This is a genomic window from Streptomyces sp. NPDC048479 (assembly GCF_040651435.1).
Taxonomy (GTDB): Bacteria; Actinomycetota; Actinomycetes; order Streptomycetales; family Streptomycetaceae; genus Streptomyces.
On sequence record NZ_JBEZKA010000022.1, the window covers coordinates 85723 to 105425 of the forward strand.

At 69.9% G+C, this 19703-nt stretch carries 21 protein-coding genes and 2 pseudogenes; 7 read left to right on the forward strand and 16 right to left on the reverse strand.

Translation table 11 applies throughout. The annotated features are described in order from the left end of the window. Window positions 1-36: 36 nt before the first annotated feature. From AB0D12_RS29580 to AB0D12_RS29600, 5 genes are all read right to left on the reverse strand, one after another. On the reverse strand, window positions 37-414 hold the full coding sequence (locus AB0D12_RS29580) for an ATP-binding protein (RefSeq protein ID WP_362689263.1): 378 nt from the start codon (window positions 412-414) through the stop codon (window positions 37-39). Then, entirely contained in the window at window positions 411-620 is a 210-nt protein-coding gene (locus tag AB0D12_RS29585; protein WP_362689266.1) for a hypothetical protein, read from the reverse strand. The genes AB0D12_RS29580 and AB0D12_RS29585 overlap by 4 nt, the downstream gene beginning before the upstream one ends. Window positions 621-815: 195 nt before the next feature. After that, the gene (locus AB0D12_RS29590; RefSeq protein ID WP_362689269.1) at window positions 816-1934 is read right to left on the reverse strand and encodes a DUF2786 domain-containing protein; all 1119 of its coding nucleotides are present in this window, start codon (window positions 1932-1934) and stop codon (window positions 816-818) included. Window positions 1935-2053: 119 nt separating this feature from the next. Beyond that, window positions 2054-2893, reverse strand: coding sequence for a nitrilase-related carbon-nitrogen hydrolase (locus AB0D12_RS29595; RefSeq protein ID WP_362689272.1), 840 nt, complete (start codon window positions 2891-2893; stop codon window positions 2054-2056). An 86-nt stretch (window positions 2894-2979) separates the two neighbouring features. Next, a complete protein-coding gene (locus AB0D12_RS29600; RefSeq protein ID WP_362689275.1) occupies window positions 2980-3672 on the reverse strand; it encodes a lipoprotein in 693 nt (230 codons plus the stop codon). Between the two features lie 45 nt (window positions 3673-3717). Here AB0D12_RS29600 and AB0D12_RS29605 point away from each other — a divergent pair, with 45 nt between their 5' ends. Continuing rightward, window positions 3718-4299, forward strand: a complete 582-nt coding sequence (locus AB0D12_RS29605) for a sugar O-acetyltransferase (protein ID WP_362689278.1) — start codon at window positions 3718-3720, stop codon at window positions 4297-4299. Here the strand turns inward: AB0D12_RS29605 and AB0D12_RS29610 are convergent. Continuing rightward, window positions 4280-5197: an NADP-dependent oxidoreductase gene (locus tag AB0D12_RS29610; RefSeq protein WP_362689281.1), complete on the reverse strand. Its 918-nt coding sequence runs from the start codon at window positions 5195-5197 to the stop codon at window positions 4280-4282. The genes AB0D12_RS29605 and AB0D12_RS29610 overlap by 20 nt on opposite strands. Window positions 5198-5323: 126 nt before the next feature. Here AB0D12_RS29610 and AB0D12_RS29615 point away from each other — a divergent pair, with 126 nt between their 5' ends. Both AB0D12_RS29615 and AB0D12_RS29620 read left to right on the forward strand, forming a co-directional pair. Further along, complete coding sequence (locus tag AB0D12_RS29615) at window positions 5324-6592, forward strand: LuxR C-terminal-related transcriptional regulator (RefSeq protein ID WP_362689284.1); 1269 nt, start codon at window positions 5324-5326, stop codon at window positions 6590-6592. A 97-nt stretch (window positions 6593-6689) separates the two neighbouring features. Next, window positions 6690-8375: a bifunctional 3'-5' exonuclease/DNA polymerase gene (locus AB0D12_RS29620; protein ID WP_362689287.1), complete on the forward strand. Its 1686-nt coding sequence runs from the start codon at window positions 6690-6692 to the stop codon at window positions 8373-8375. A gap of 125 nt (window positions 8376-8500) precedes the next feature. Here AB0D12_RS29620 and AB0D12_RS29625 read toward each other — a convergent pair whose 3' ends face one another. Next, entirely contained in the window at window positions 8501-11350 is a 2850-nt protein-coding gene (locus tag AB0D12_RS29625) for a BTAD domain-containing putative transcriptional regulator (protein WP_362689290.1), read from the reverse strand. Between the two features lie 269 nt (window positions 11351-11619). Between AB0D12_RS29625 and AB0D12_RS29630 the strand changes: the two genes are divergently transcribed. Next, window positions 11620-12468, forward strand: coding sequence for a hypothetical protein (locus tag AB0D12_RS29630; protein WP_362689293.1), 849 nt, complete (start codon window positions 11620-11622; stop codon window positions 12466-12468). Window positions 12469-12648: 180 nt separating this feature from the next. Here the strand turns inward: AB0D12_RS29630 and AB0D12_RS29635 are convergent. From AB0D12_RS29635 to AB0D12_RS29655, 5 genes and pseudogenes are all read right to left on the reverse strand, one after another. Beyond that, window positions 12649-12951, reverse strand: a pseudogene (locus tag AB0D12_RS29635) (transposase); the annotation flags it as partial. Between the two features lie 65 nt (window positions 12952-13016). Beyond that, on the reverse strand, window positions 13017-13259 hold the full coding sequence (locus tag AB0D12_RS29640; RefSeq protein ID WP_362689295.1) for a hypothetical protein: 243 nt from the start codon (window positions 13257-13259) through the stop codon (window positions 13017-13019). A gap of 25 nt (window positions 13260-13284) precedes the next feature. Then, window positions 13285-13383 (reverse strand): polymorphic toxin type 17 domain-containing protein, encoded by a 99-nt coding sequence (locus AB0D12_RS29645; RefSeq protein ID WP_362689297.1) that lies wholly within the window; start codon window positions 13381-13383, stop codon window positions 13285-13287. A 310-nt stretch (window positions 13384-13693) separates the two neighbouring features. Then, window positions 13694-13930 (reverse strand): annotated as a pseudogene (locus AB0D12_RS29650) (hypothetical protein); the annotation flags it as partial. A gap of 64 nt (window positions 13931-13994) precedes the next feature. Then, window positions 13995-14198 (reverse strand): RHS repeat domain-containing protein, encoded by a 204-nt coding sequence (locus AB0D12_RS29655; RefSeq protein ID WP_362689299.1) that lies wholly within the window; start codon window positions 14196-14198, stop codon window positions 13995-13997. A 37-nt stretch (window positions 14199-14235) separates the two neighbouring features. On the opposite strand from AB0D12_RS29655, the gene AB0D12_RS29660 reads away from it, so the two are divergent. From AB0D12_RS29660 to AB0D12_RS29670, 3 genes are all read left to right on the forward strand, one after another. Continuing rightward, window positions 14236-14733 carry an RHS repeat-associated core domain-containing protein gene (locus tag AB0D12_RS29660; RefSeq protein ID WP_362689301.1) on the forward strand — a complete coding sequence of 166 codons (498 nt, stop codon included), beginning with the start codon at window positions 14236-14238 and terminating at the stop codon, window positions 14731-14733. Next, window positions 14669-14941, forward strand: coding sequence for a polymorphic toxin type 24 domain-containing protein (locus tag AB0D12_RS29665; protein WP_362689304.1), 273 nt, complete (start codon window positions 14669-14671; stop codon window positions 14939-14941). Before AB0D12_RS29660 ends, AB0D12_RS29665 begins: the two co-directional genes overlap by 65 nt. 181 nt (window positions 14942-15122) lie before the next feature. After that, a complete protein-coding gene (locus AB0D12_RS29670; RefSeq protein WP_362689307.1) occupies window positions 15123-15308 on the forward strand; it encodes a hypothetical protein in 186 nt (61 codons plus the stop codon). 1197 nt (window positions 15309-16505) lie between these two features. Here the strand turns inward: AB0D12_RS29670 and AB0D12_RS29675 are convergent. From AB0D12_RS29675 to AB0D12_RS29690, 4 genes are all read right to left on the reverse strand, one after another. Next, complete coding sequence (locus AB0D12_RS29675; RefSeq protein WP_362689310.1) at window positions 16506-17207, reverse strand: response regulator transcription factor; 702 nt, start codon at window positions 17205-17207, stop codon at window positions 16506-16508. A gap of 171 nt (window positions 17208-17378) precedes the next feature. Beyond that, a complete protein-coding gene (gene fabG, locus AB0D12_RS29680; protein WP_362689313.1) occupies window positions 17379-18137 on the reverse strand; it encodes a 3-oxoacyl-ACP reductase FabG in 759 nt (252 codons plus the stop codon). Between the two features lie 75 nt (window positions 18138-18212). Then, window positions 18213-18413, reverse strand: coding sequence for an MbtH family protein (locus AB0D12_RS29685; RefSeq protein WP_362689316.1), 201 nt, complete (start codon window positions 18411-18413; stop codon window positions 18213-18215). Between the two features lie 36 nt (window positions 18414-18449). Then, window positions 18450-19703: a cytochrome P450 gene (locus AB0D12_RS29690; protein WP_362689319.1), complete on the reverse strand. Its 1254-nt coding sequence runs from the start codon at window positions 19701-19703 to the stop codon at window positions 18450-18452.

Genomic DNA, 19703 nt, shown 5'->3' on the forward strand with positions numbered 1-19703 from the left:
CCTGTCTCAGGGCGGGGCAGGGGGTGCGCCGTTGGACTACGCGTCGCCCAGCTCGCACCACACCGTTTTGCTGTCCTCGCCCCGGACCACACCCCAGCGCAGGGACACCGCGTCCAGGAGGGCGAGGCCGCGTCCCGACTCGTCGTAGTCGGCAGCCCGAGCGGGCACGGGTATGGCGCCCGGGTCGGGGTCGGTGACCTCGACGCGGGTGAGCCCGCCGTCAGCGCCGCTGACACGGAGGGTGACCGGGGTGCCCTCGCCGAGGTGCAGGATCACATTGCTGAGCAGTTCACTGACGCAGAGCTGTACGTCGACGCACTCCTTGCCAAGATGCTGCCGCACGGTCTGTCGCAGAGCGGCCACCGCCTGCGGGACGGCGAGCAGTTCGAGCTCGAGCCGACGCCCCAGCCTCACTGCGCGGCCGCCTTCTGCAGGGCGGCGGCCAGCTCGCGGGCGGTGGCTGTGTTGCAGTTGCCGAGGGCCACGAGGCTCGGTGGGCTGCTGCCGGCGAAGGTCAGGGGATCGACGCCGAGGGAGGGCAGGGTGATGCCGAGGGCCGCCAGTGCGGTACGGAGTTGCTCGACGCAGTCGTGCGCGTCGTGGGGGGCGGGATCGTTCATGCCCGTATGCCTTTCCAGTGCACTGTGTGACGAACCGCTTACACAGTGACGCGGTTCGTCGCGCCGTGAAAGGGTTCAGGGCTCCACAGAGCGAGCCGTGGAACGGTGAACCATGGCTGCACGCAAGGACATTGACGGCTCGGCGAGCATCCGCGCTGATCCCCGCCCGCACCTGGGCCGCCTTCATCGCGGGCATCAAGTAAGCGGAGGGTGCGCCTTCGGCATGTGCGCGCTGTCCGCCGCCGTTGTGCCGTGCTCCCAACCCGCCAGGTCCGTCACCCCGCGCACCCGGGTGCTCGTCGTCCGCGGGAACATCCGGTCCGCGTGATCCGTGACCGCCACGTCCCGGGACGCCAGCACGGGCAGCAGGTCCTCCGCGGCGGTCACGCTGTTGGTCGCAGCCGCCAGCCGCTCCCCCAGCCGGCTCGCGTACGCCATCAGGAACGATTGCCGGAAAGTCTTCGTCCGCTTGCGGCCACCGGCGCGCTGGCCCGCCTCCGCCCGCGTCATCGCCGCCGTCCCCTGCACCAGCAGCGAGGTGTACAGCAGCTCGACACCCTCCAGATCGGCCTCGAAGCCGACGACCGTCGAGAAGCCGAAGCCGCTGTTCCACACCGCGCGGCAGCGGTTCGCAGAGGCGACCGCGTCGAGCAGGATCGCCTTGGCCGTCTCGTACGGCGCGTCCACGCCGATCCGGCGGGCCGCGGGCGCATCGGCCCGGTGGGTCTGCGCGGCGAGCACCGCCTCGTCGATGCTGTGCCGCGCCATCAGCTCCTGTGCCTTGGCCGTGAGCGCCTCGGCCTCCTCCGGATAACCCGTCGCCTCCGCCTTGGCGAGCAGCGCGCGGATCCGGGTGAGCATGCGCGGTTCCCCGGCCGACGGGGCCACGTACAGGGCGGAAGCGCCCGGCACCGGGCCGACGGGCTCGATCGAGGGCAGCCGGACCAGCAACCGGTACAGCTCCAGCACCGCCGTCGCGTACGAGAAGCGGTCAGCGCGCCACTGCCCCGTCTCAAGATCGGCGAGCTGTGCGGACCAGCGGGGCGGCAGCCGCTCCCCGTACCGCTTCGTCTCCTCGGCGATCAGGCCGCAGACGAGCCGGACATGGTGTTCGTCCAGGTCGCGCCGGACGATCCGTACGGCATCGGCCGGCTGCCAGCCCCGCTCCCACGCCCGGCGGACAAACTCCTCGCCGCGCAGCCGCAGTTCCGCATCGGCCGCCCGGTCCGCCGCGAGCAGCGAGGCCGCGGTGTCCAGCGCCGAGTCGTCCGCCACGTACAGCGCACCTGCCAGCGCCTTCTCGACCGTACTCACGTACCGATGATCCCAGGTGGTACGGCCGGCCCCACCCCGAGGCCCGAGTCACCCCACCTCGACAGTCACCCGACCCCGACCGGCATCCATCACGGCATCGGCGGAGCGGTATGTACGACCTAGCTGTCCCCGCCCTCGTCGATCAGCCGCCGTACCTCGCGGTCGATCAGCCCGAGGCGCGCCTCCGCCACCAGCGGCACGGCCCGACGCTGGCGGCGCGCCTCGTGGACGTCGATGTCGACGGTGACCAGGCCGGGCTCCCACTTGGGGGCCTGGGCCACCACGGCTCCGCGCGGGTCCACGACGCGGGACCCGCCCCAGAACGACGCACCGTTCTCGCTCCCCACCCGGTTCACGAAGACGACCCAGCACTGCAGCATCCGTGCCGTGTAGGACAGCAGCATGTCCCAGTACAGGCCTGTGTCCATCGCCTCCGGATCGAGGCTGGCCGCGCTGTTCGTGGGCACGACGATGACCTCGGCGCCGTCCTGCACTGCCAGCCACGGCAGCACCGGCTGCCAGGCGTCGTTGCAGACGAGGGTCGCGGCCCGGCCCTGGCCGCGCGGCAGATCGTACGCGCGCACCGACTGGCCCGGACTGACGTGCTTGCGCTCCTCCCACGCCAGATAGTTGGGGAGGTACAACTTCCGGTGCGCGTGCAGCAGTTCACCGCCGCTGTAGTACGCGGAGGTGTTGTACGCCCGCAGCCGGGTGTGCTCGTGCAACCCGGCCACCACATCCGGGCCGAGCGTCCCCAGCTCCAGCAGCCGCGGATCGCGCGCCTCCACCGAGGTGTCCCGCTTCAGCGCGCCCAGGTGGTAGCCGTGCAGGCTCAGCTCCGGGAAGACGACGAGGTCCGCGCCCTGGGCGGCGGCCTGCTCGATCTGCTCGCGAGCCGTCCGGAGATTCTGGTCCACCTCACCCAGTGCGCAGTCGGTCTGTGCCAGTGCCACTCGCATGGACCAAGCCTCGCAGTGCCGCGACGATCGGGCACTTCGGGCGGGCCCGTACGGATACGGGCCCGCCCCGGGAAGAGCGCGGCCCGTCAGGCGCTGCGCACGCTCTTCTTCGCCAGCTCGTAGGCCGGGAGCATCTGCTCGTGCTCCTCCGAGTCCAGTCCGCCGAGGTGCAGGACGACCACACCGCGCGGGGTCGTGAAGGCGAGCGCCCGCTCCTTCTTGGGCGCGTCCAGGAACTCGTTGGTGTTGAGGTAGGTCACTTCGGCGGCGGCGTACCGGCCCGCCTTCGTCGCGCTGTACGCGACCTTGTCACGGCTCTTGGCCTCCGCCGCGACAAACGCTTCGAGCGCCTTGCGCGCATCGTCGCCGCTGCCGCCGCCGGTCCAGACACGGAGAAAGCCGATGTTCCCGGCCGGCTTCGCGTCGATCTCGCAGACGAGAGTGACGAGGCCCTGCTTCGGCAGCCCGAACTCCGGGTCGTCCTTGACGGCCTTCGGCTTCCAGTCCGCCGCGAGGTCGAACGAGACGGGCAGTGCGCACGGCGAACCCGCGGCTCCGACCGCGCCGCCCTTCGCGGCTTTCTTCGTCCCGCCCTTCGCGGCACTCTCCGTCCCGCTCTTCGCGGCAGTCTTCGCCCCGCCCGCCGGCCCGTCCGGCTCGGGCTCCGACGAACAGCCGGTCAGCACCACCATCGCCAGCACCGCCGGGACCAGTCCCACAGCTGTGCCGCGCATCAGACCTCGCACCACGATTCCCCACCCCTGGGTCAGTTCGAACACGCATGATCGATCCTAGAGAGGCCGACCGCCGTGGAGGGACGTGGGATGGGCGAGAACAAGGACCGCATGCTGGCCGGCGAGTGGTACCTCCCGGACGACCCCGAGCTGGGCGCGGACACCGAGCGGCGCTCCGCGCTCTGCGCCGCGTACAACGCGAACGGCGGCGCGTCCCCCGGCCGACGCGCGGAGATCCTCGCCGAGCTGCTCGGCTCGGTGGGCGAGGACGTACGCATCCGGCCGCCGTTCCAGTGCGACTACGGCCGCTACATCTCCATCGGCGACCGTACGTTCGTCAACTTCAACGCGGTCTTCCTGGACGCCGCTCCGATCACGGTCGGCGCGGACGTACAGATCGGACCGAACGTCCAACTCCTGACTCCCGCGCACGAGTTGGACACCGAACGACGCCGGGCAGGCTGGGAGACTGCCTCCCCCATCACCATCGGCGACAACGTCTGGCTGGGCGGCGGGGTGATCGTCTGCCCCGGCGTGACCATCGGCGAGAACACCGTGGTCGGCGCCGGCTCCGTGGTCACCAAGGACCTGCCGGCCGGGGTGCTCGCAGTGGGCAACCCGGCCCGCGTCGTCCGTACGCTCACGCCCACGGTCACCCCTCGGACGGAGTGATCACCAGCTTTCCGCGCACATGGCCCGTCTCGCTCAGCGCGTGGGCCTTGGCCGCCTCCGCCAGCGGGAAGGCCTCCGCGACCGGAATCCGGATCCTGCCGTCGGCCGCCAGCCGGACGTGCTCCGCCAGAGCGATCTCCGGCGGCTCCGTGCCGCCCGCCGAGAAGCGGACTCCGTGCGCGGCCGCGTCCGGGTCCGCGATCGTGATGATCCGGTCCGTGGTACCGCCACGCAGCTCGACCGAGGCCGGCAGCGCGTCCTTGCCCGCCGCGTCGAAGACGGCGTCCACACCCTGGGGAGCGGCCGCGCGGACGCGCTCGACGAGACCGTCGCCGTACGCGACCGGAGTCGCGCCCAGCTCCCGCAGAGAGTCGTGGTTGGCCGGGGATGCCGTGCCGATGACCGTCACACCGGCCGCCACGGCGAGCTGGACGGCCACCACGCCGACCACCCCCGCGGCCCCGTGCAGCAGCAGCGTCTCGCCGCTGCGCACGCCGAGCAGATCGAGCACCCGCTGGGCGGTCTCGGTCGCGACCGGCAGGGCCGCGGCCTCCGCCCAGTCCAGTCCGGCCGGCTTGGGGACAAAGGACTCGGCCAGGGCGTACTGCGCATACGCACCGGTGGTGGTCCAGCCCAGCACCTCGTCGCCGACCGCGGCGGTCGTCACGCCCTCGCCGATCTCGTCGACGATCCCGGCGAACTCCAGGCCCGGGATCGCGGGAAGCTTCGTCGGGAACTGCTGCTCCATCCAGCCGTAACGGATCTTGTAGTCGAGCGGGTTGACCCCCGCGGCCATGACCTTCACCCGCACCTGGCCGGGACCGGCGTGCGGCTCCTCGGCCTGCGCCGGGCTCAGCACCTCGGGTCCGCCGAACTCTTCGAAGACGATCGCTTCCATGTCTGGCTCCTTCCGCCGGGATCAACCCTCGGTCTCCGGCAGGCCAGGAGCGGCCAGTCCTTCGGACGGTTCGACCTGGCCGAAGGGAGAGCCGCCCGCGCCGCCCGCGGCCGTACGCTGGCCGTCATGGAACTCACCGGATCCGTGCCCGCCGCGCCCGCCCTGGCCGCCGCCTACGAGGTGATCCGGCAGCCGCTGGGCCAGATCCTGCCGCGGCTGTCCGCGATCCTGGGCACGATCGTCCCGCATCTGGCCGCCGCCGAGCTGTCGACGAACTGCGCGCACTCGCCGTTCAAGACGTACGGCGACAGCGGTTCGCCGGCCGGACGGATCACCGCTGCCGAACTGCATCCGCTGGTTGCCTCGGTACCCGCCGGGCAGCCCTGGCAGGGCACGGCCGGCATCGGCGGGGCCGAGCATCCGGTGCTCGTGGTGGCCAGCGACGCGACGCCGCGAGGGGCGCTGCTGGTCCTCGTACGGAGTGAGGACAGCGTCCTCGCCGCGTCCGACACCGCCGTCGTACAGGCCATGTGGGACCTGGTGACCAGCCATCGCGACCGGCTCGCCACCGAGGCCACGCCGGGCACGCTCGCGCAGTCGCGGGCCTCCGCCGGGGAGCGGGCCAGGGTGATCGCCGAGCTGACCGAGACACATGCGACGGCGCTGTCCGGGCTGCTCGGCGTGTTGCGCAGCCGGGGTATGGACGACGCGACCGCCCGCACAACGGCCGTCGAGCTCGCCGTCACCGCGCTGGTCGAACTGCGCGCCGAGACGGAACGGGACCAGGCGGTCGCCGAGGAACCCGCCGGGCAGGCCTTCGCCCGGCTCGCGGACTCGCTGCGGCCGATGCTGCGCTACAGCCCCGTCCGACTGGAGCTGGGCGCGCCCGACAGCAACCGGCCGCTGGCCGCCGATGTCGCGCACGCGGCGCGCGCGGTCGTACGGGCGGTGCTGCTGACCGTTCTCGAGCAGGACGATGTGAACCGGATCCATGTCGGCTGGCATCTCACCGGGAACGAGCTGCGCGCGACGGTACGGGACGACGGCCCCGGCGAGCTCTCCACCTGCACGCTCGGCCCGCACCGGGTCGGCGAGCGGCTCGAAGCGCTGGGCGGGCGGCTGGACGTGGACGCGGTGCCGGGCTGGGGCACCACGGTCATGGCGACGATCCCGCTCGGAGCGCCGGAGACCCCGCGCGCCGATCCGCTCGCCTCGCTGGGGGCCCGGGAGCTGGAAGTGCTGACGCATCTGGCCCGCGGGCACCGCAATCGCCTGATCGCGCAGGAGCTGCACATCAGCGAGTCGACGGTGAAGTTCCACGTCGCGAACATCCTGACCAAGCTGGGGGTGGCGTCGCGCGGCGAGGCGTCGGCGGTCTTCCACGCGGTGGCCTGACACTCCGCGCTCTGCGTTGTCGGGTCCGCCGCGTTGTCGGGTCCGCCGCGTTGTCGGGTCCGCCGCGTTGTCAGACCCGGCTGCCACACTCGCATCCATGAGCGAACGATGGGCTCTGGCGGCGGCGGAGGGTGACGGGGCGCGGCTCGTCCCCCTCGGCCCCGACGGCCTGCCCGCCGGGCCCGTCCGGGAGGAGCCCGACCTGGTCGAGGCCGTCTGCTCCCGGCCGGAGGTCGGCAGGTGGGTCTGGCGCTCCACCGCCGAGATCTATCCGCGGCTGCTGGCGGCCGGGGTCCGGGTCGAGCGGTGTTACGACATCGAGGACGCGGAGCTGCTGCTGCTCGGCCACGAGGGCCGGCTCGGGGAGCCCCGTTCGGCGGCGGCAGCCTGGGCGCGGCTGCGCAACGCTCCCGTACCGCCCGATCCGCCGCAGCGCGCGGCCGAACCGGGCTCGCAGTCCTCGCTCTTCGAGCCGCAGCCCGTGTCCGTACCGCTGGAGGCTCTCCTCGAGGTCTACGCCGATCAGCAGCGAAGACACGATGCCGCCGAGCATCCGGGGCGGATGCGGCTGCTGACCGCGTGCGAGTCGGCCGGGATGCTGGTGGCCGCCGAGATGAACCGCTCGGGGCTGCCGTGGCGGGCGGACGTGCACCGGGCGCTGCTGCACGAGCTGCTGGGCGAGCGGTACGCGGGCGGCGGCGAGCCGCGCCGGCTGGCGGAGCTCGCGGACGAGGTGTCGGCCGCATTCGGCCGACGGGTGCGGCCGGATCTGCCGGCGGATGTGGTGAAGGCGTTCGCGCAGGCCGGGATCAGGCTGAAGTCCACGCGGCGCTGGGAGCTGGAAGAGCTCGACCATCCGGCCGTGAAGCCGCTGATCGAGTACAAGAAGCTGTACCGGATCTGGACGGCGCACGGCTGGGGCTGGCTCCAGGACTGGGTCCGTGACGGGCGGTTCCGGCCCGAGTATCTGCCAGGCGGCACGGTCTCGGGCCGCTGGACGACCAATGGCGGCGGGGCACTTCAGATCCCGAAGGTCATCCGGCGGGCGGTGGTCGCCGACGAGGGCTGGCGGCTGGTGGTCGCGGACGCCGACCAGATGGAGCCGCGCGTGCTGGCCGCGATCTCCCGCGACCCGGGCCTGATGGATGTGGCGGGACACGAGGGCGATCTGTACGCGGCCCTGTCCCACCGCGCGTTCTCCGGCGACCGCGACCACGCCAAGGTCGCGCTGCTCGGCGCCATCTACGGCCAGACGTCGGGCGACGGCCTGAAGAACCTGGCCATGCTGCGGCGCAGATTCCCGAAGGCCGTGGCATACGTTGACGAGGCGGCACGGGCCGGCGAGGAGGGCCTGCTCGTACGGACCTGGCTGGGCCGGACCAGTCCGCGGGCGGCGGGCTCGGGCGACGACGACGAGGCGGGGATCCCGCAGGCGAGCGATGAACTCCCGTCCGCAGAAACCGAGTTCACGCCCGGATACGCCTCGTCGAACGCGCGGGCGCGGGGCCGCTTCACCCGTAACTTCGTGGTGCAGGGCAGCGCGGCGGACTGGGCGCTGCTGATGCTGGCGGCGCTGCGGCAGGCCATTGCGGAGATACGGGCCGAGCTGGTGTTCTTCCAGCACGACGAGGTGATCGTGCACTGCCCGGCGGAGGAGGCGGAGGACGTCGCGAAGGCGATCCGGGCGGCCGGGGAGCTGGCCGGGCGGATCGCCTTCGGGGAGACGCCGGTGCGGTTTCCGTTCACGACGGCGGTGGTTCAGTGCTACGCGGATGCGAAATGAGGGACCTTGTGGCCTGAGGGACCTTGCGGCTTGAGGGACCTTGTGGCCTGAGGGACCTTGCCGCTTGAGGCACCTTGCCGCTAGCGGGCCGCGAGCCACACCGGGTCCGTGGCGATGGCCTTGTTTCACGCGGGCACGGACCGGCCGCCCAGCAGCTCCCGCAGCTCCTCCAGGAGCCGCGCATGCTCCCCGTCCAGCGCCTCCAGCGCGGTGAAGGCCCGGCGCCACCGCTCTCGCGCCTCGCACTCGCGGCCCTCCGCGCGCAGCAGCAGTCCACGCTGATGGTGGACGAGCGCCTGCATATGCGTGTCCGCCCGTGACTCGGCCCGCTCCAGCAGCAGCCCGCACTCCCGGTGGGCGTCCTCGGCGCGGCCCAGTTCGCGCAGGGCACGGACCCGGCCGATGCGGGACTGGGACTGGCCGTGCCAGTCGCCGTCGTCGCCGAGGATGGCCAGCGACTCGTCGAAGTGCCGTGCGGCTTCGGCCGGTTCGCCGAGGGTGAGATGGGCGAAGCCGATATTGCAGTGGGCGGTCTGCCGCAGGATCTCGCTGTCCAGCCGTACGCCGGCGGCCAGGCTGCGCTCGTGGTAGCCGATCGCTGCGCGGGCGTCGGTGTGCTCGTACAGATTGCCCAGATGGCTGAGGACGACCGCTTCACCGTGATCGTCACCGAGCCTGCGGGCGTACTCGATCGCGGACTCCAGCGCACCGGCCGCCTCCTCGTACCGGCCGAGGCCCTCGAGCAGCATGCCGCGGTTGCCGAGGCCGCGCTGGATGCGGCGGTCCTCGCCGAGGGTGCGCCAGATCGCGACGGCCTGTTCGTTCAGGGAGAGGGCACGCTCGGGCCTGCCGCTGAGGAAGTTCCGGCCCGCGAGGTCGGTGAGGGCGTGCGCCTCGGCCTCGGCGTCACCTGCCGCGCGGGCGGCGGCCAGGGCCAGTTCGCCGAGGACGGCCAGTTCCTGAAGCCTGCCGCGGCGCTGGAGATAGATGAAGCAGGACCGCACGAGCAGCAGCGCTGTCGGGGACACGGCCGCGTACCGCTCGGTCAGCGCCACCAGGTTGGCCAGTTCGAGGTCTCCCCAGGCCAGGGCCTGTTCGGCGGTGTCGAACGGTGCGGCGTCGCCGATCGGGGGCGGCAGCCGCAGCTCGGCCTCGTGGCCGGACGGGAGCAGCGCGACACCGGTCTGGCGGGCGGACTCGGCGTACCAGCGCAGCACGCGCTCGGCGGTCTGCGGCCGGTCGCCGTCCCGGTCGGCCAGTTCGCGGGCGAAGTCCCGTACCAGGTCGTGCGGGACGAACCTGCCGTACGAGACCTCCTCGAGGAGCGACACGTCGACGAGCCGGTCCAGGGCGGCCGCCGCGCGCCGTTCATCGGTCTCCATCAGCCGGGCAACGGCGGGCGCACCGTACTCGGGCAGGTCCACCGCGCCGAGACGGCGCAGCGCGAGCGCCGCGTCCGGGTCGAGGCCGTCGTGCGCGACGGCGAGCGAACCGCGCACGCTCAGGTCGTCGTACTCGAGATGGTCGAGCCGGCCCGCCTCGGCGTCCAGCAGCCCGGCGAGTACATCGGCGGTGAGCGCGCGGCGGGCGGCGAGGCGGGCGGCGACGACGCGCAGTGCGAGGGGCAGCCGCCCGCACCGTTCGACGAGCCGCTCCAGACCCTCGTCGAGGCCGCGTCCTGATACGGACCGCAGCAGCGTCCCGCTGTCCTCGGCCGACAGCGGCGCGAGCGGGAAGCGGGCAGCGCCGTCGAGCGCGGTCAGCGGGGAGCGGCTGGTGACGACGACCGCGCAGCCGCTCCCGGCCGGCAGCAGCGGCCGCACCTGCGCGGCGGACGCCGCGTCGTCGAGCACGAGCAGGGTCCGGGTCGGCGCGAGGGTGGAGCGCAGCAGGGCCGATGCCGCGTCCATGTCGTCGGGGATCTGCCGCGGGTCGACGCCGAGGTCGCGCAGCAGCGCGGCGAGTGCGTGACCGGGGTCGAGCGGGGCCACGCCGGGGATGGCGCCGTGCAGGTTGAAGTACAGCTGCCCGTCGGGGAATTCGTCGCGCAGCGCGTGGGCGACATGCACGGCGAGGGCGGACTTGCCGACTCCGGCCATCCCGGAGACGACGGCGGGGCTGCCGGCGCGACGCATGAGGACGGCGCTCAGCTCGGCGACGAGCGTGTCGCGACCGGTGAAGTGACCGGGTGCGGGCGGCAGCTGGGCGGGCCGCGGCGGCCGCGGCCCGGGCGCCGCGGCGGGTGTACGGAGCACCTGCTGGTGCGCCTCCTGGACGGCCGGGCCGGGTTCGACGCCCAGCTCCTCCACGAGCGTGCGGCGCAGCGACCCGTAGGCGGCGAGCGCCTCCGCCTGGCGTCCCGTACGGTGCAGGACCAGTATCAGCTGCCGGTGGAAGGCCTCCCGCAGCGGGAACTCCGCGACCAGTGCGGCCAGTTCGGGTACGAGCCCGTCATAGCGGCCCAGCTGCATCTCGGCGTCGTACCGCCACTCCAGCATCAGCAGCCGCGACTCCCGCAGCCGCTGGACAAGTGCCGGGGTGCCCTCGTCAGGGTCGTACAGACCGGCCAGCGGGCTGCCGCGCCACAGCGCGAGCCCCGCGCGGGCGGCCTCGGCCACGGCGGTCCAGTCGCCCTCGGCGGTCGCGGCACGGGCAGTGCGCACGCGTGCCTCGAAGACGTCGGTGTCCAGCTCGCCCGGCTCGACCCGCAGCAGATAGCCGGGCGGTACGGCCCGCAGCCGGTCCGCCTCGGCGAGCAGCCGACGCAGCCGCGTCACATGGTTGTGCAGGGAGGCATGAGCGGAGGCGGGCGGCTCGTCGCCCCACAGGGCCGCCTTCAACTCGTCCACCGGGACCACCCGGTTGGGCCGCAGCAGCAGCGTGGCGAGCAGGGCGCGGAGCTTGGCGCTGCCGAGGGGGTGCGGCTCGCCCGCGGCATCGTGCACTGCCGGCGGACCCAGCAGGCCGAACCGCATCAGCGTCCTCCACTTTCAAGCCACCGGTATGACTGTTGGCCATATGTTAGCGATCCGTTGGAGAGGACTGTTTGGATCGATGCACCGGATCCGGCCCGCCGGTGCTCGGCGTGGACAGCCACACTCGGGGGAGTGTCGCCGCCGTGGCCGGATCCGCTGATTCCCCGGTACTCCACAGACCTGGTACCACCTGGTACTCCTGCGGACGTACCGGTGGTGTCTCCGCCCGGACGATGCGGTCTCACCCCGTCCGGGCGGATGCTTCCCCCATGACCAGCGCAGACCTCAGGCACCGGCTCAGGCACCGGTTGCGAGACCAGCTCAGGCAGCAGCTCGGGGACCAGCTCGACCAACACCAGCACCGGCTCGAAGAGCGCCGTCGGCCGCGCGCGGTCGAGCGCCTCTGCTACGTCACCGGCGCCGTCCTGATCGCGGCAGGCCTCTTCCACCTGGGCGTCTTCTTCGTCGACGGCGGCCCGTGGACCGGCCCGGTCTCCTGGCGCAAGCCCTTCACCTTCGGGGTCTCCTTCGGCCTGACACTGATCGCCGTCGCGTGGGTGACGTCGTATCTGCGGATCGGCGCCCGCGCCCGCTCCGTACTGCTCGGCCTCTTCGCCGCCGACTGCGTGCTCGAGGTCGGCGGCATCACCCTCCAGGCGTGGCGGGGCGTGCCGTCGCACTTCAACCGCGAGACGCCCTTCGACAGCGCGGTCGCCACGGCGCTCGCGGTCGGCGGCGTGCTGCTGGTCGTGGTCCTCTCCACGTTCGCGATCGCCTCGTTCAGGCACCGCCCCGAGGGCCCGGCGGGTATGCCCCTCGCTCTGCGTACGGGCTTTGCCGTGCTGCTCGTGGGTCTTCTCTCGGGCGCGGCGATGATCGCGTACGGCGTCGTGGTCACCCGCACCGACAGCCAGGAGGCGGCATACCACTCCACCGAGGCGCTGAAGCCCCTGCACGGAGTGGCCCTGCACGCGGTCCTGATCCTGCCGGCCCTGGCCCAGCTGCTGACCCTTACCTCCTGGCCTGCCGACACCCGCCGCAAGCTGGTGTCCTCGGCATCGGCCGCGTATCTGACGGCGGTCGTCGGCGCGGGCGTGTGGGCAGTCATCCAGCGCTAGGTCCCGCCGCCAACTGCTCGCGGCTTCCGGGGTGTCCGCGTCGACACGCCACTTCGGCAGCACGCATGAGAAAGCTTCTCAGGCTGAGACGTTGCCACGAAAAAGCAAAGCCCCAGGTCACGGCGAGTGAGCCCTGAGGCTTTTACAGAGCCGCCTTCGGCCCGAGACCTATGCGGCGTCGTCCATGTCCAGCAAGCCGGCAGCTCGTAACTCGGCCAGCAGCAACTCGTGCAGCCGGGGCCAGACGCCGGCTTCCGTCCAGTCCCGCAGGCGCCGCCAGGCCGTCACTCCGCTGCAACCGACCTGCTCCGCGGGAACGTCCCGCCAGCTCACGCCCTTGCACAGCACGTAAACGATGCCCCGCAATGCAGCCCGGTCATCCACCGGCAACCGCCCGGGATACCGATGCCGCCGAGGCGCACGGGCCGGCAACAGCGGCGCGACACGTTCCCACAGGTCATCAGGCACCAGGTCAACAGACACCTACCAAATCCTGCCGACACAACACTCAACCGCCAAGCCCCACACCGAAATTCATTCTGAAACGATCAGTAAGAGTAGTCCTCGTGCTTGCGGTCCCGTCCCGTCGGTTGCAGTTCCTCCCGCTCGAACTGCACCAAGAAGTCGTGGTCGTCCAGCATCACTGCATAAGCCGGTGGAGTGTCAGGGTTGGTGGGCTCGGTGATTCCGAGGATGGCCCCCATCCGGCCCTCCAACTCCGGACGCCTGGGTGAACTGACCACCCGGACTTCCGCGTAGAAGTGGAACTCGTCCTCCGCCGCCTGCCCCATACCGATACTCCAGCCCCTCCCTGTGTCACTTGCGCTTGATTTCCCCGTCGAGGGAAACAACCAGATGACTGCCGTCCCGGCTGAGCCAGCCCAGTTCGGCCCGCCCCTTCATACTGAGCTGCACATCCCATTCGGTCAGGCGGCCCTGCGACGTCGTGTTCGTACGTCGTGCGGCCGGCGCGGCGGATGAGGTTGCCGTTGAATTCGCTGTCGCCGGAGGATTCGTGGGCGGGGGCTGTGCGGTCGATGCGGTCGATGCGGTCGATGCGGTCGAGGTCGAACCGGCTTGTGCCCGAGTTCAGTTCGCGGATCTCGGTGAGGTAGCCGTCTTCGCGGTAGGCGTAGGTGCAGTGCTGGAGGAGACGATCGGCATCCGCGGCTCGTGCTGTCAGGGACTGGGTGGCCAGGCGGTCCACTGCATCCCAGGACTGGCTGAGGGTGATGCCGTCGCCGAGGCGGCGCTCGATCTCGCGGCCCGCGGCGTCGTAGGTGAAGGTCAGCGAACCGGCCTCGGTGCCGATTCCGGCGTGGCGGCCAGTCGCGTCGTAGGCCCAGTGCGAACTCAGACCGGATGGGGTGGTTCGCCGGCTGACGCGGCCGAGGACGTCGTACTCGTAGGTGATGGTACGGCCGTTGACGGTTTCGGTGAGCGTGCGGGCTGAGCGCGTCACGTTCGATGACGACCTCTGCGTCCGCGTTGGCTGTGTGGATCAATTCACCCGTCGTGCCGTATGCCTACGTGGTGATGTCACCTTCGTCGGTGCGCTGCTCTGTGATGCGGCCGAGCGCATCCCGCGTGAATCGGATGGTCTCGCCCGCGCCGTTCGTACGGGACGCCAGGCCGCCCGCCGCGTCTCGCGTGTATGCCAGCGTCCGGCCGTTGAAGTCGGTCTCCGAGATCAGACGGCCGGCGTCATCGTACGCGTATGACCAGGTCAAGCCCTGCGGGTTGGTGACCCCGGTCAGGCGCAGTTCGGTGTCGTATGCGAAGGCGCTCCGGGAGGCCGGCGCATCACTGCTGGCCCAACTGACCGAGGACACATCCACCGACTACGGCACCCGCTTCCACGCCGTCATCACGGATGCCCTCGGCACGCCGGCGGAATTGGTCACGCCTGACGGCGTACTGGCCTGGCAGCGCCGCACGACCCTATGGGACACGGACTTTCCCGCCCCGACGGATGCGACGTCCGTGGACTGCCCACTCCGCTTCCCAGGCCCATACGCAGACCGCGAAGTCGGCCTGAACCACAACCACTTCCGCTACTACGACCCCGAAACCGCCCGCTACATTAGCCCGGTCCCGCTGGGCCTGGAACCGGCAGACAACCACCACGCCTATGCCGTGAACGCCTTGGGCTGGACAGACCCGCTCGGCCTGGCGCCCAAGTGCGGGATAGACCTTTCGAATGCGACTCCCACAGCGGGCGTTTCCCCAAGTCGACCGATCCGGGCGAAGTCCTGTGCGCCGTAAAGAGGACGGGAGCGTGACTGCCTACGCTGTGTACGACGAGGATGGACTTCCGCCGAAGCGGGTCGATGTGGACCCTGACTCCAAGCCGCACGGAGGGGTACCACCATCCCACGTACTGAAAACACATAGGGACGTTAACCCCAAAACCGGCCAGGTATTCCTCACTTGGGGGAATCGCCGTAATAAGGACACTCGATGGACCCCATGAAGGACGCGCAGATCAAGAGATGGACAGAAAGCGCGGGTGTCGACCTCGATTACCTGGACTTCCTCTCCCAGCACGTAGGGCTGTCCGAATAGATCGCCGTGTTGCGCGTGTTCCTGCCGCAGTTCGTCGAGGGGAGGGGTGCGTCTTGTGGGATCGTTCGTACGAACCCGACAATTTTCGGATGTGGCACAACGCATTGAAGGGGAATGTTGTCTCGATCGAAGCGACCCTCAATCAATTCAAGCTGTGGCAACACATCGATATCGACGAAGACGCCGAATCCGAGGCCAATGCCTTCGCACTGTCTCAGGAGATCGCGACATCGTGGCGTCTCTCTCGGGCAGGCATTTCCGCAACGAAGATTTGACGTACAGGCAACCGATACGGTGGACGGTCCGATCGTGTCTTTCACAAGTCTGGCGTAGGAGCGCGTCCCTCCTGCTTGCGTTGCTCCCGGCCTCGCGTCCTGCCTGCGCTGCTCCGCCTCGCGCTCATGCACCAGCCGTCGGGTGCGGGCCCGGCACGGCGCGCGGTTTCAGGCGGGCTCGTATGCCAGGTCGGCCCTCATAGGCGACACCGTGACGTCCTGCCCCGGCGTCCCCGGGGCGTCAAGAGGTGTCCAGAAGAACGCCGATGCCGACGACGGATCAACGCCCGCGCAGTCGTCGACGCCTTCCGCAACCTGGACCACCCCCAGCCCCCTGCAGTCGGCTGGGGCCACGGCTGCTTCGAGCCGTCGCAGGACCCCGCGACTTACGCCGGTCGCCCCACGGCGGCCGTCCACGAACATCCGAAAGCGGCGCGCCCCCCGGAAACAGAACGGGTAGACCAGCCGCGCGACGGTCGGCGCGACAAGCACGCACCGTGGCCACCCTCTGCACGCGCGCTGCGCACATGGCCACCCGAGGCCCACCCCTTGCTCACGCAGCCCATGACACGGTGTTCGGGCAAGCCCGCCCGGTGGATCCAGACATGGAAAAGGCCCAGGTCACGGCAAGTGAGTCCTGGGCCTTTCCGGAGCCGCCTTCGGGATTCGAACCCGAGACCTACGCATTACGAGACCATGAGCGATCGTGTTGCGTGGTACCACGTGGTGCTGTCGGATGCTGTTTTTCCTGATCAGAGTAGACGCACTCGGTTGGACCATGACACCTCGTGCTGCACCATCCAAAGGCGTCCGGCCACCCCATGGCCACCCCTGGCTCTCTGCGTCCGCCTCGGCACGCCACGGACAGCTTCTGTGGTGCTGCGGCTTCCTTGAAGCACGCTTTGGAGGGCCCCCACAGAGAGGTGCCATGTGACGGCGTCCAGGCCATACGAGCGCCCCAGCCCGCCGGCTCCTTCGACGGCGAAGCGACGTTCGGGCCACTGCTCGCACCAGCGCATCAGCTGGCGGAAGGTCCCGCGTTGACGACGAATCGGCGCTGGCCGATCTGGTGGCCTGCGGTGTCGACACCGATCAGGATCACAGGACGCTGGCCTTGCACTCGATGAGACAGGGAAGGGAGTGCGGCGGGCACCCTGACCGTTCGGCCGCAGCGACCGTCGCGCAGGACAGGCCCAATCAGGCCGCCTCTTCCAACGACGCCCTGTGGACAGCCAGTCGGAAACCGACCCCACGCACAGTTTCGATGAGCATCGGCATCCTCAGCTTCTTGCGAAGCCCCGTCATGTGGACGCCGAGCGTCCGCGTGTCCCCCGCGCCGTCGTGCCCCCAGACCTCGCTCATGATCTGCTCGCGCGTGAACACCCGGCCCGGATTCGTCGCCAGCAACGCCAGGACGTCGAATTCCTTGCGTGTCAGCATGACCTCGTGGCCGCTTCTCAGCACCATTCGGCGTTGCATATCGATGCGGACCGGGCCGAACTCGTGGACCTCGCCATCCGGCGCCGCCCGGAGCCCCCAGGAATTCCGGGCGCGCCGGTGCACCGCCTCGATCCGGGCAGCCAGTTTGCGCAGACTGCAGGGCCGCACGACGTAGTCGTCGGCTCCCAGCTTCAAACTCAGCACCTGGTCGAATTCGTCATCTTGCAGGCCCATGACAATTACTGGCACGGGAGAAGTGGCCCGAAGGACCCGGCACGCCTCAAATCCGTCGATATCCGAGAGAGTGAGATCGAGCAGTATCGCATCGACACTCCTGCTCTTTTCCAGTGCCGGACGGATACCGCTTTCCCGCTGAACCTGAAACCCCTTGCTCCCCAGCCCTTCCGCCAGCTCTCCGGCAAAGTCAAGATCATCGGCAACAATTAGCACCTGCGTCATTATCCCCCGCTCTCTGGTCACGCCGTAGCTTCGCCCTATAGCGGACCAAACACTCCGTCGTCAATTAGCCAGAAGCACCAACTTTAACTAGTGTACAGTCGATTCATTTGCTGTCAAGATAATTTAATCTTAAACAAGTGTCAGCAATGGTCGATAATCAGCCAATCGACGTTACTGCGGCCCTCCGTCCACGTAGATGGTCTGGCCGGTCAGGTACGCTGCATCCGCACTTGCCAGGAACGCCACCACGCCGGCGATGTCCGATGGTGAACCAACCCTGCGCAGCGGCACCCTCGATGCCACCTTCTCCCGCAACTGCACCGGGTCGGAGCCCAGCCGTCGGGCCGTGTCGTCGGTCATCGCGGTGGCGATGAAGCCGGGGGCCACCGCGTTGACCGTGATCCCGTGCGGACCGAGTTCGACCGCCAGGGTGCGGGTGAGTCCCTGGACGGCGGCCTTGGCGGTCGCATAGTTGGCCTGACCGGGGTTGCCCAACGCCGCGATGGAGCTCAGGTTGACGATCCGCCCCGAGCCCTGCCGCATCATGTGCCGCTGTGCTGCGCGGGCCGTCCGGACGGCGCCGTGCAGATGCACGTCGATGACGGTGTCCCAGTCCTCATCGCTCATCATGAAGAACAGGTTGTCGCGGGTGACCCCGGCGTTGTTGACCAGGATGTCCAGACGGCCGAACTCCTCGGCCGTGCGGTCGATCGCCGCCTCCACCTGGTCGGTGGCCGTGACGTCGCAACCGATACCGACGCACCGGCCGCCAGCCGCGCGAATCGACGAGACGGTGGCAGCGGTGTCCGCCTCGAACCGTTCGATGACGGCGACGGCGGCACCCTCGAGGGCGAGGCGTTCGGCCGTGGCTGCGCCGATACCCCGTCCCGCTCCGGTGACGATGGCGACTGTGTCGGCGGCGAGGCCCATGCGCGGTCCTTCCTCTGCGGGGCTGTCGGTGGCGGCACTGGCTCGATCTGGACACTGTCCGGACCGGTGACCCTGCTACGGGCGGAGCAGACTCTTCGGACGCAGGTCGGTCCACTGGGATTCGATGTGCGTGAGGCATGCCGAGCGATTGTCCGGCCCCAGCACGACCCGCCATCCGGTCGGCACGTCAGCGAATTCGGGCCAGAGCGAGAACTGCTCCTCGTCGTTTCGCAGCACCAGATAGCTGCCGTCTTCATCGTCGAACGGGTTGGCCATGACCTATACCTTTCCGCAGAGGTTCTTGAGGGACCGTCAGGCCGTCTGCGGCATGTGGCGGCCATCGGCCTTGAGGGAGACCGGCAACGAACTCATTCCCTGCAGGACGCTCGAATAGATCCACTTTTCGGGCGCCGTCTGCTCGAAGTCGGAGACCGTGCGGCGCAATCCGTCCAGCACCGCCTCGACCTCCATACGGGCGAGGAAGTGGCCGAGGCAGTAGTGCGAGCCGGTGGCGAACGTCAGGTGCTTGTTGGGCGTGCGGTTCAGGTCGAACCTGTCCGGGTCCGCGAAGGTCCGCTCGTCCCGGTTGGCCGAGGCGAACCAGACACTGACGATCTCGCCAGCCTTGATGAGCTGCTCGCCGTTCACCACGGTATCCGCGGTGGCGTAGCGGCCACCGTGCAGAGGCGGCACGGTCCACCGCAGGACCTCTTCCGTGGCGGTCTTCAGATCCGCCTCGCCCCGCTTGAGCGCCTGCCACTGATCCCGGTGCTCCATCAGCGCGAGCAGCCCGCCGGTGATCGCGTGGCGGCCGGTCTCGTCCCCTCCGATGATCAGCCCGTAGCAGTTGGCCATGAGCTCGGCAGCGTTGAGCGGCTTGCCATCGATCGTGCTGTTGGCCAGCAGGCTCACCACATCCGTCTCGTCGCTGCCCCGGCGAGTGTCCGCCAAGTCGGCGAAGTACAGAAGAATTTCGTTCTTGGCTACCGCGCCCTCCTCCGGCGGAGCGTCGGCATAGTCCGAACTCAGGACGTGGCCAGTGAGGTTGAGCAGATACTTCCGGTCCGCCTCCGGAATGGCGAGCAGGTCGCAGATCGCCGCGAGCGGGACGTTGCCCGACACATCGGTCGCGAAGTCGCAGTCCCCGCCGGCTGCCGCATCGGCCAGGAGTTGGTCGACCGTCCTCGTCAGGGTGTCCTTGATCTTCATCAGCATCCGCGGCGAGAACGCCCTCGTCAGGATCGCGCGCATCTGCGTGTGCCGGACGCCGTCGGTCACCGCCAGCATCGTACGAGCGGCCGAGTCGCCGCCGGCGACCAACATCGGCAGGACGTTGCCCTTCTCGGCGGTGAAGTTCTCCCGGTCCTTGTACACGGCGGTGGCGTCGGCGTGGCGCGTGACCGCCCAGAAACCGGGTTGCGAACCACGCGGGCGCTGCCAGTAGAACGGGCGCTCCTCCCTCAGGTGGCGCCACACCTCACTGAGATCGTTCTCCGCGTGCAGCCTGGGATCTGCCAGATCGATGTTCTCGAGCTCGTGCGGCGGGACTACCGGTGGTGCGGTCAT

What these genes read in the sequence shown, in the direction of transcription:
- AB0D12_RS29585 (WP_362689266.1), bottom strand. Translation starts at nt 620, where the DNA reads ATGAACGATCCCGCCCCCCACGACGCGCACGACTGCGTCGAGCAACTC.
- AB0D12_RS29595 (WP_362689272.1), bottom strand. Translation starts at nt 2,893, where the DNA reads ATGCGAGTGGCACTGGCACAGACCGACTGCGCACTGGGTGAGGTGGAC.
- AB0D12_RS29605 (WP_362689278.1), top strand. Translation starts at nt 3,718, where the DNA reads ATGGGCGAGAACAAGGACCGCATGCTGGCCGGCGAGTGGTACCTCCCG.
- AB0D12_RS29610 (WP_362689281.1), bottom strand. Translation starts at nt 5,197, where the DNA reads ATGGAAGCGATCGTCTTCGAAGAGTTCGGCGGACCCGAGGTGCTGAGC.
- AB0D12_RS29615 (WP_362689284.1), top strand. Translation starts at nt 5,324, where the DNA reads ATGGAACTCACCGGATCCGTGCCCGCCGCGCCCGCCCTGGCCGCCGCC.
- AB0D12_RS29620 (WP_362689287.1), top strand. Translation starts at nt 6,690, where the DNA reads ATGAGCGAACGATGGGCTCTGGCGGCGGCGGAGGGTGACGGGGCGCGG.
- AB0D12_RS29625 (WP_362689290.1), bottom strand. Translation starts at nt 11,350, where the DNA reads ATGCGGTTCGGCCTGCTGGGTCCGCCGGCAGTGCACGATGCCGCGGGC.
- AB0D12_RS29630 (WP_362689293.1), top strand. Translation starts at nt 11,620, where the DNA reads ATGACCAGCGCAGACCTCAGGCACCGGCTCAGGCACCGGTTGCGAGAC.
- AB0D12_RS29640 (WP_362689295.1), bottom strand. Translation starts at nt 13,259, where the DNA reads ATGGGGCAGGCGGCGGAGGACGAGTTCCACTTCTACGCGGAAGTCCGG.
- AB0D12_RS29665 (WP_362689304.1), top strand. Translation starts at nt 14,669, where the DNA reads ATGCGACTCCCACAGCGGGCGTTTCCCCAAGTCGACCGATCCGGGCGA.
- AB0D12_RS29670 (WP_362689307.1), top strand. Translation starts at nt 15,123, where the DNA reads ATGTGGCACAACGCATTGAAGGGGAATGTTGTCTCGATCGAAGCGACC.
- AB0D12_RS29675 (WP_362689310.1), bottom strand. Translation starts at nt 17,207, where the DNA reads ATGACGCAGGTGCTAATTGTTGCCGATGATCTTGACTTTGCCGGAGAG.
- fabG (WP_362689313.1), bottom strand. Translation starts at nt 18,137, where the DNA reads ATGGGCCTCGCCGCCGACACAGTCGCCATCGTCACCGGAGCGGGACGG.
- AB0D12_RS29685 (WP_362689316.1), bottom strand. Translation starts at nt 18,413, where the DNA reads ATGGCCAACCCGTTCGACGATGAAGACGGCAGCTATCTGGTGCTGCGA.
- AB0D12_RS29690 (WP_362689319.1), bottom strand. Translation starts at nt 19,703, where the DNA reads ATGACCGCACCACCGGTAGTCCCGCCGCACGAGCTCGAGAACATCGAT.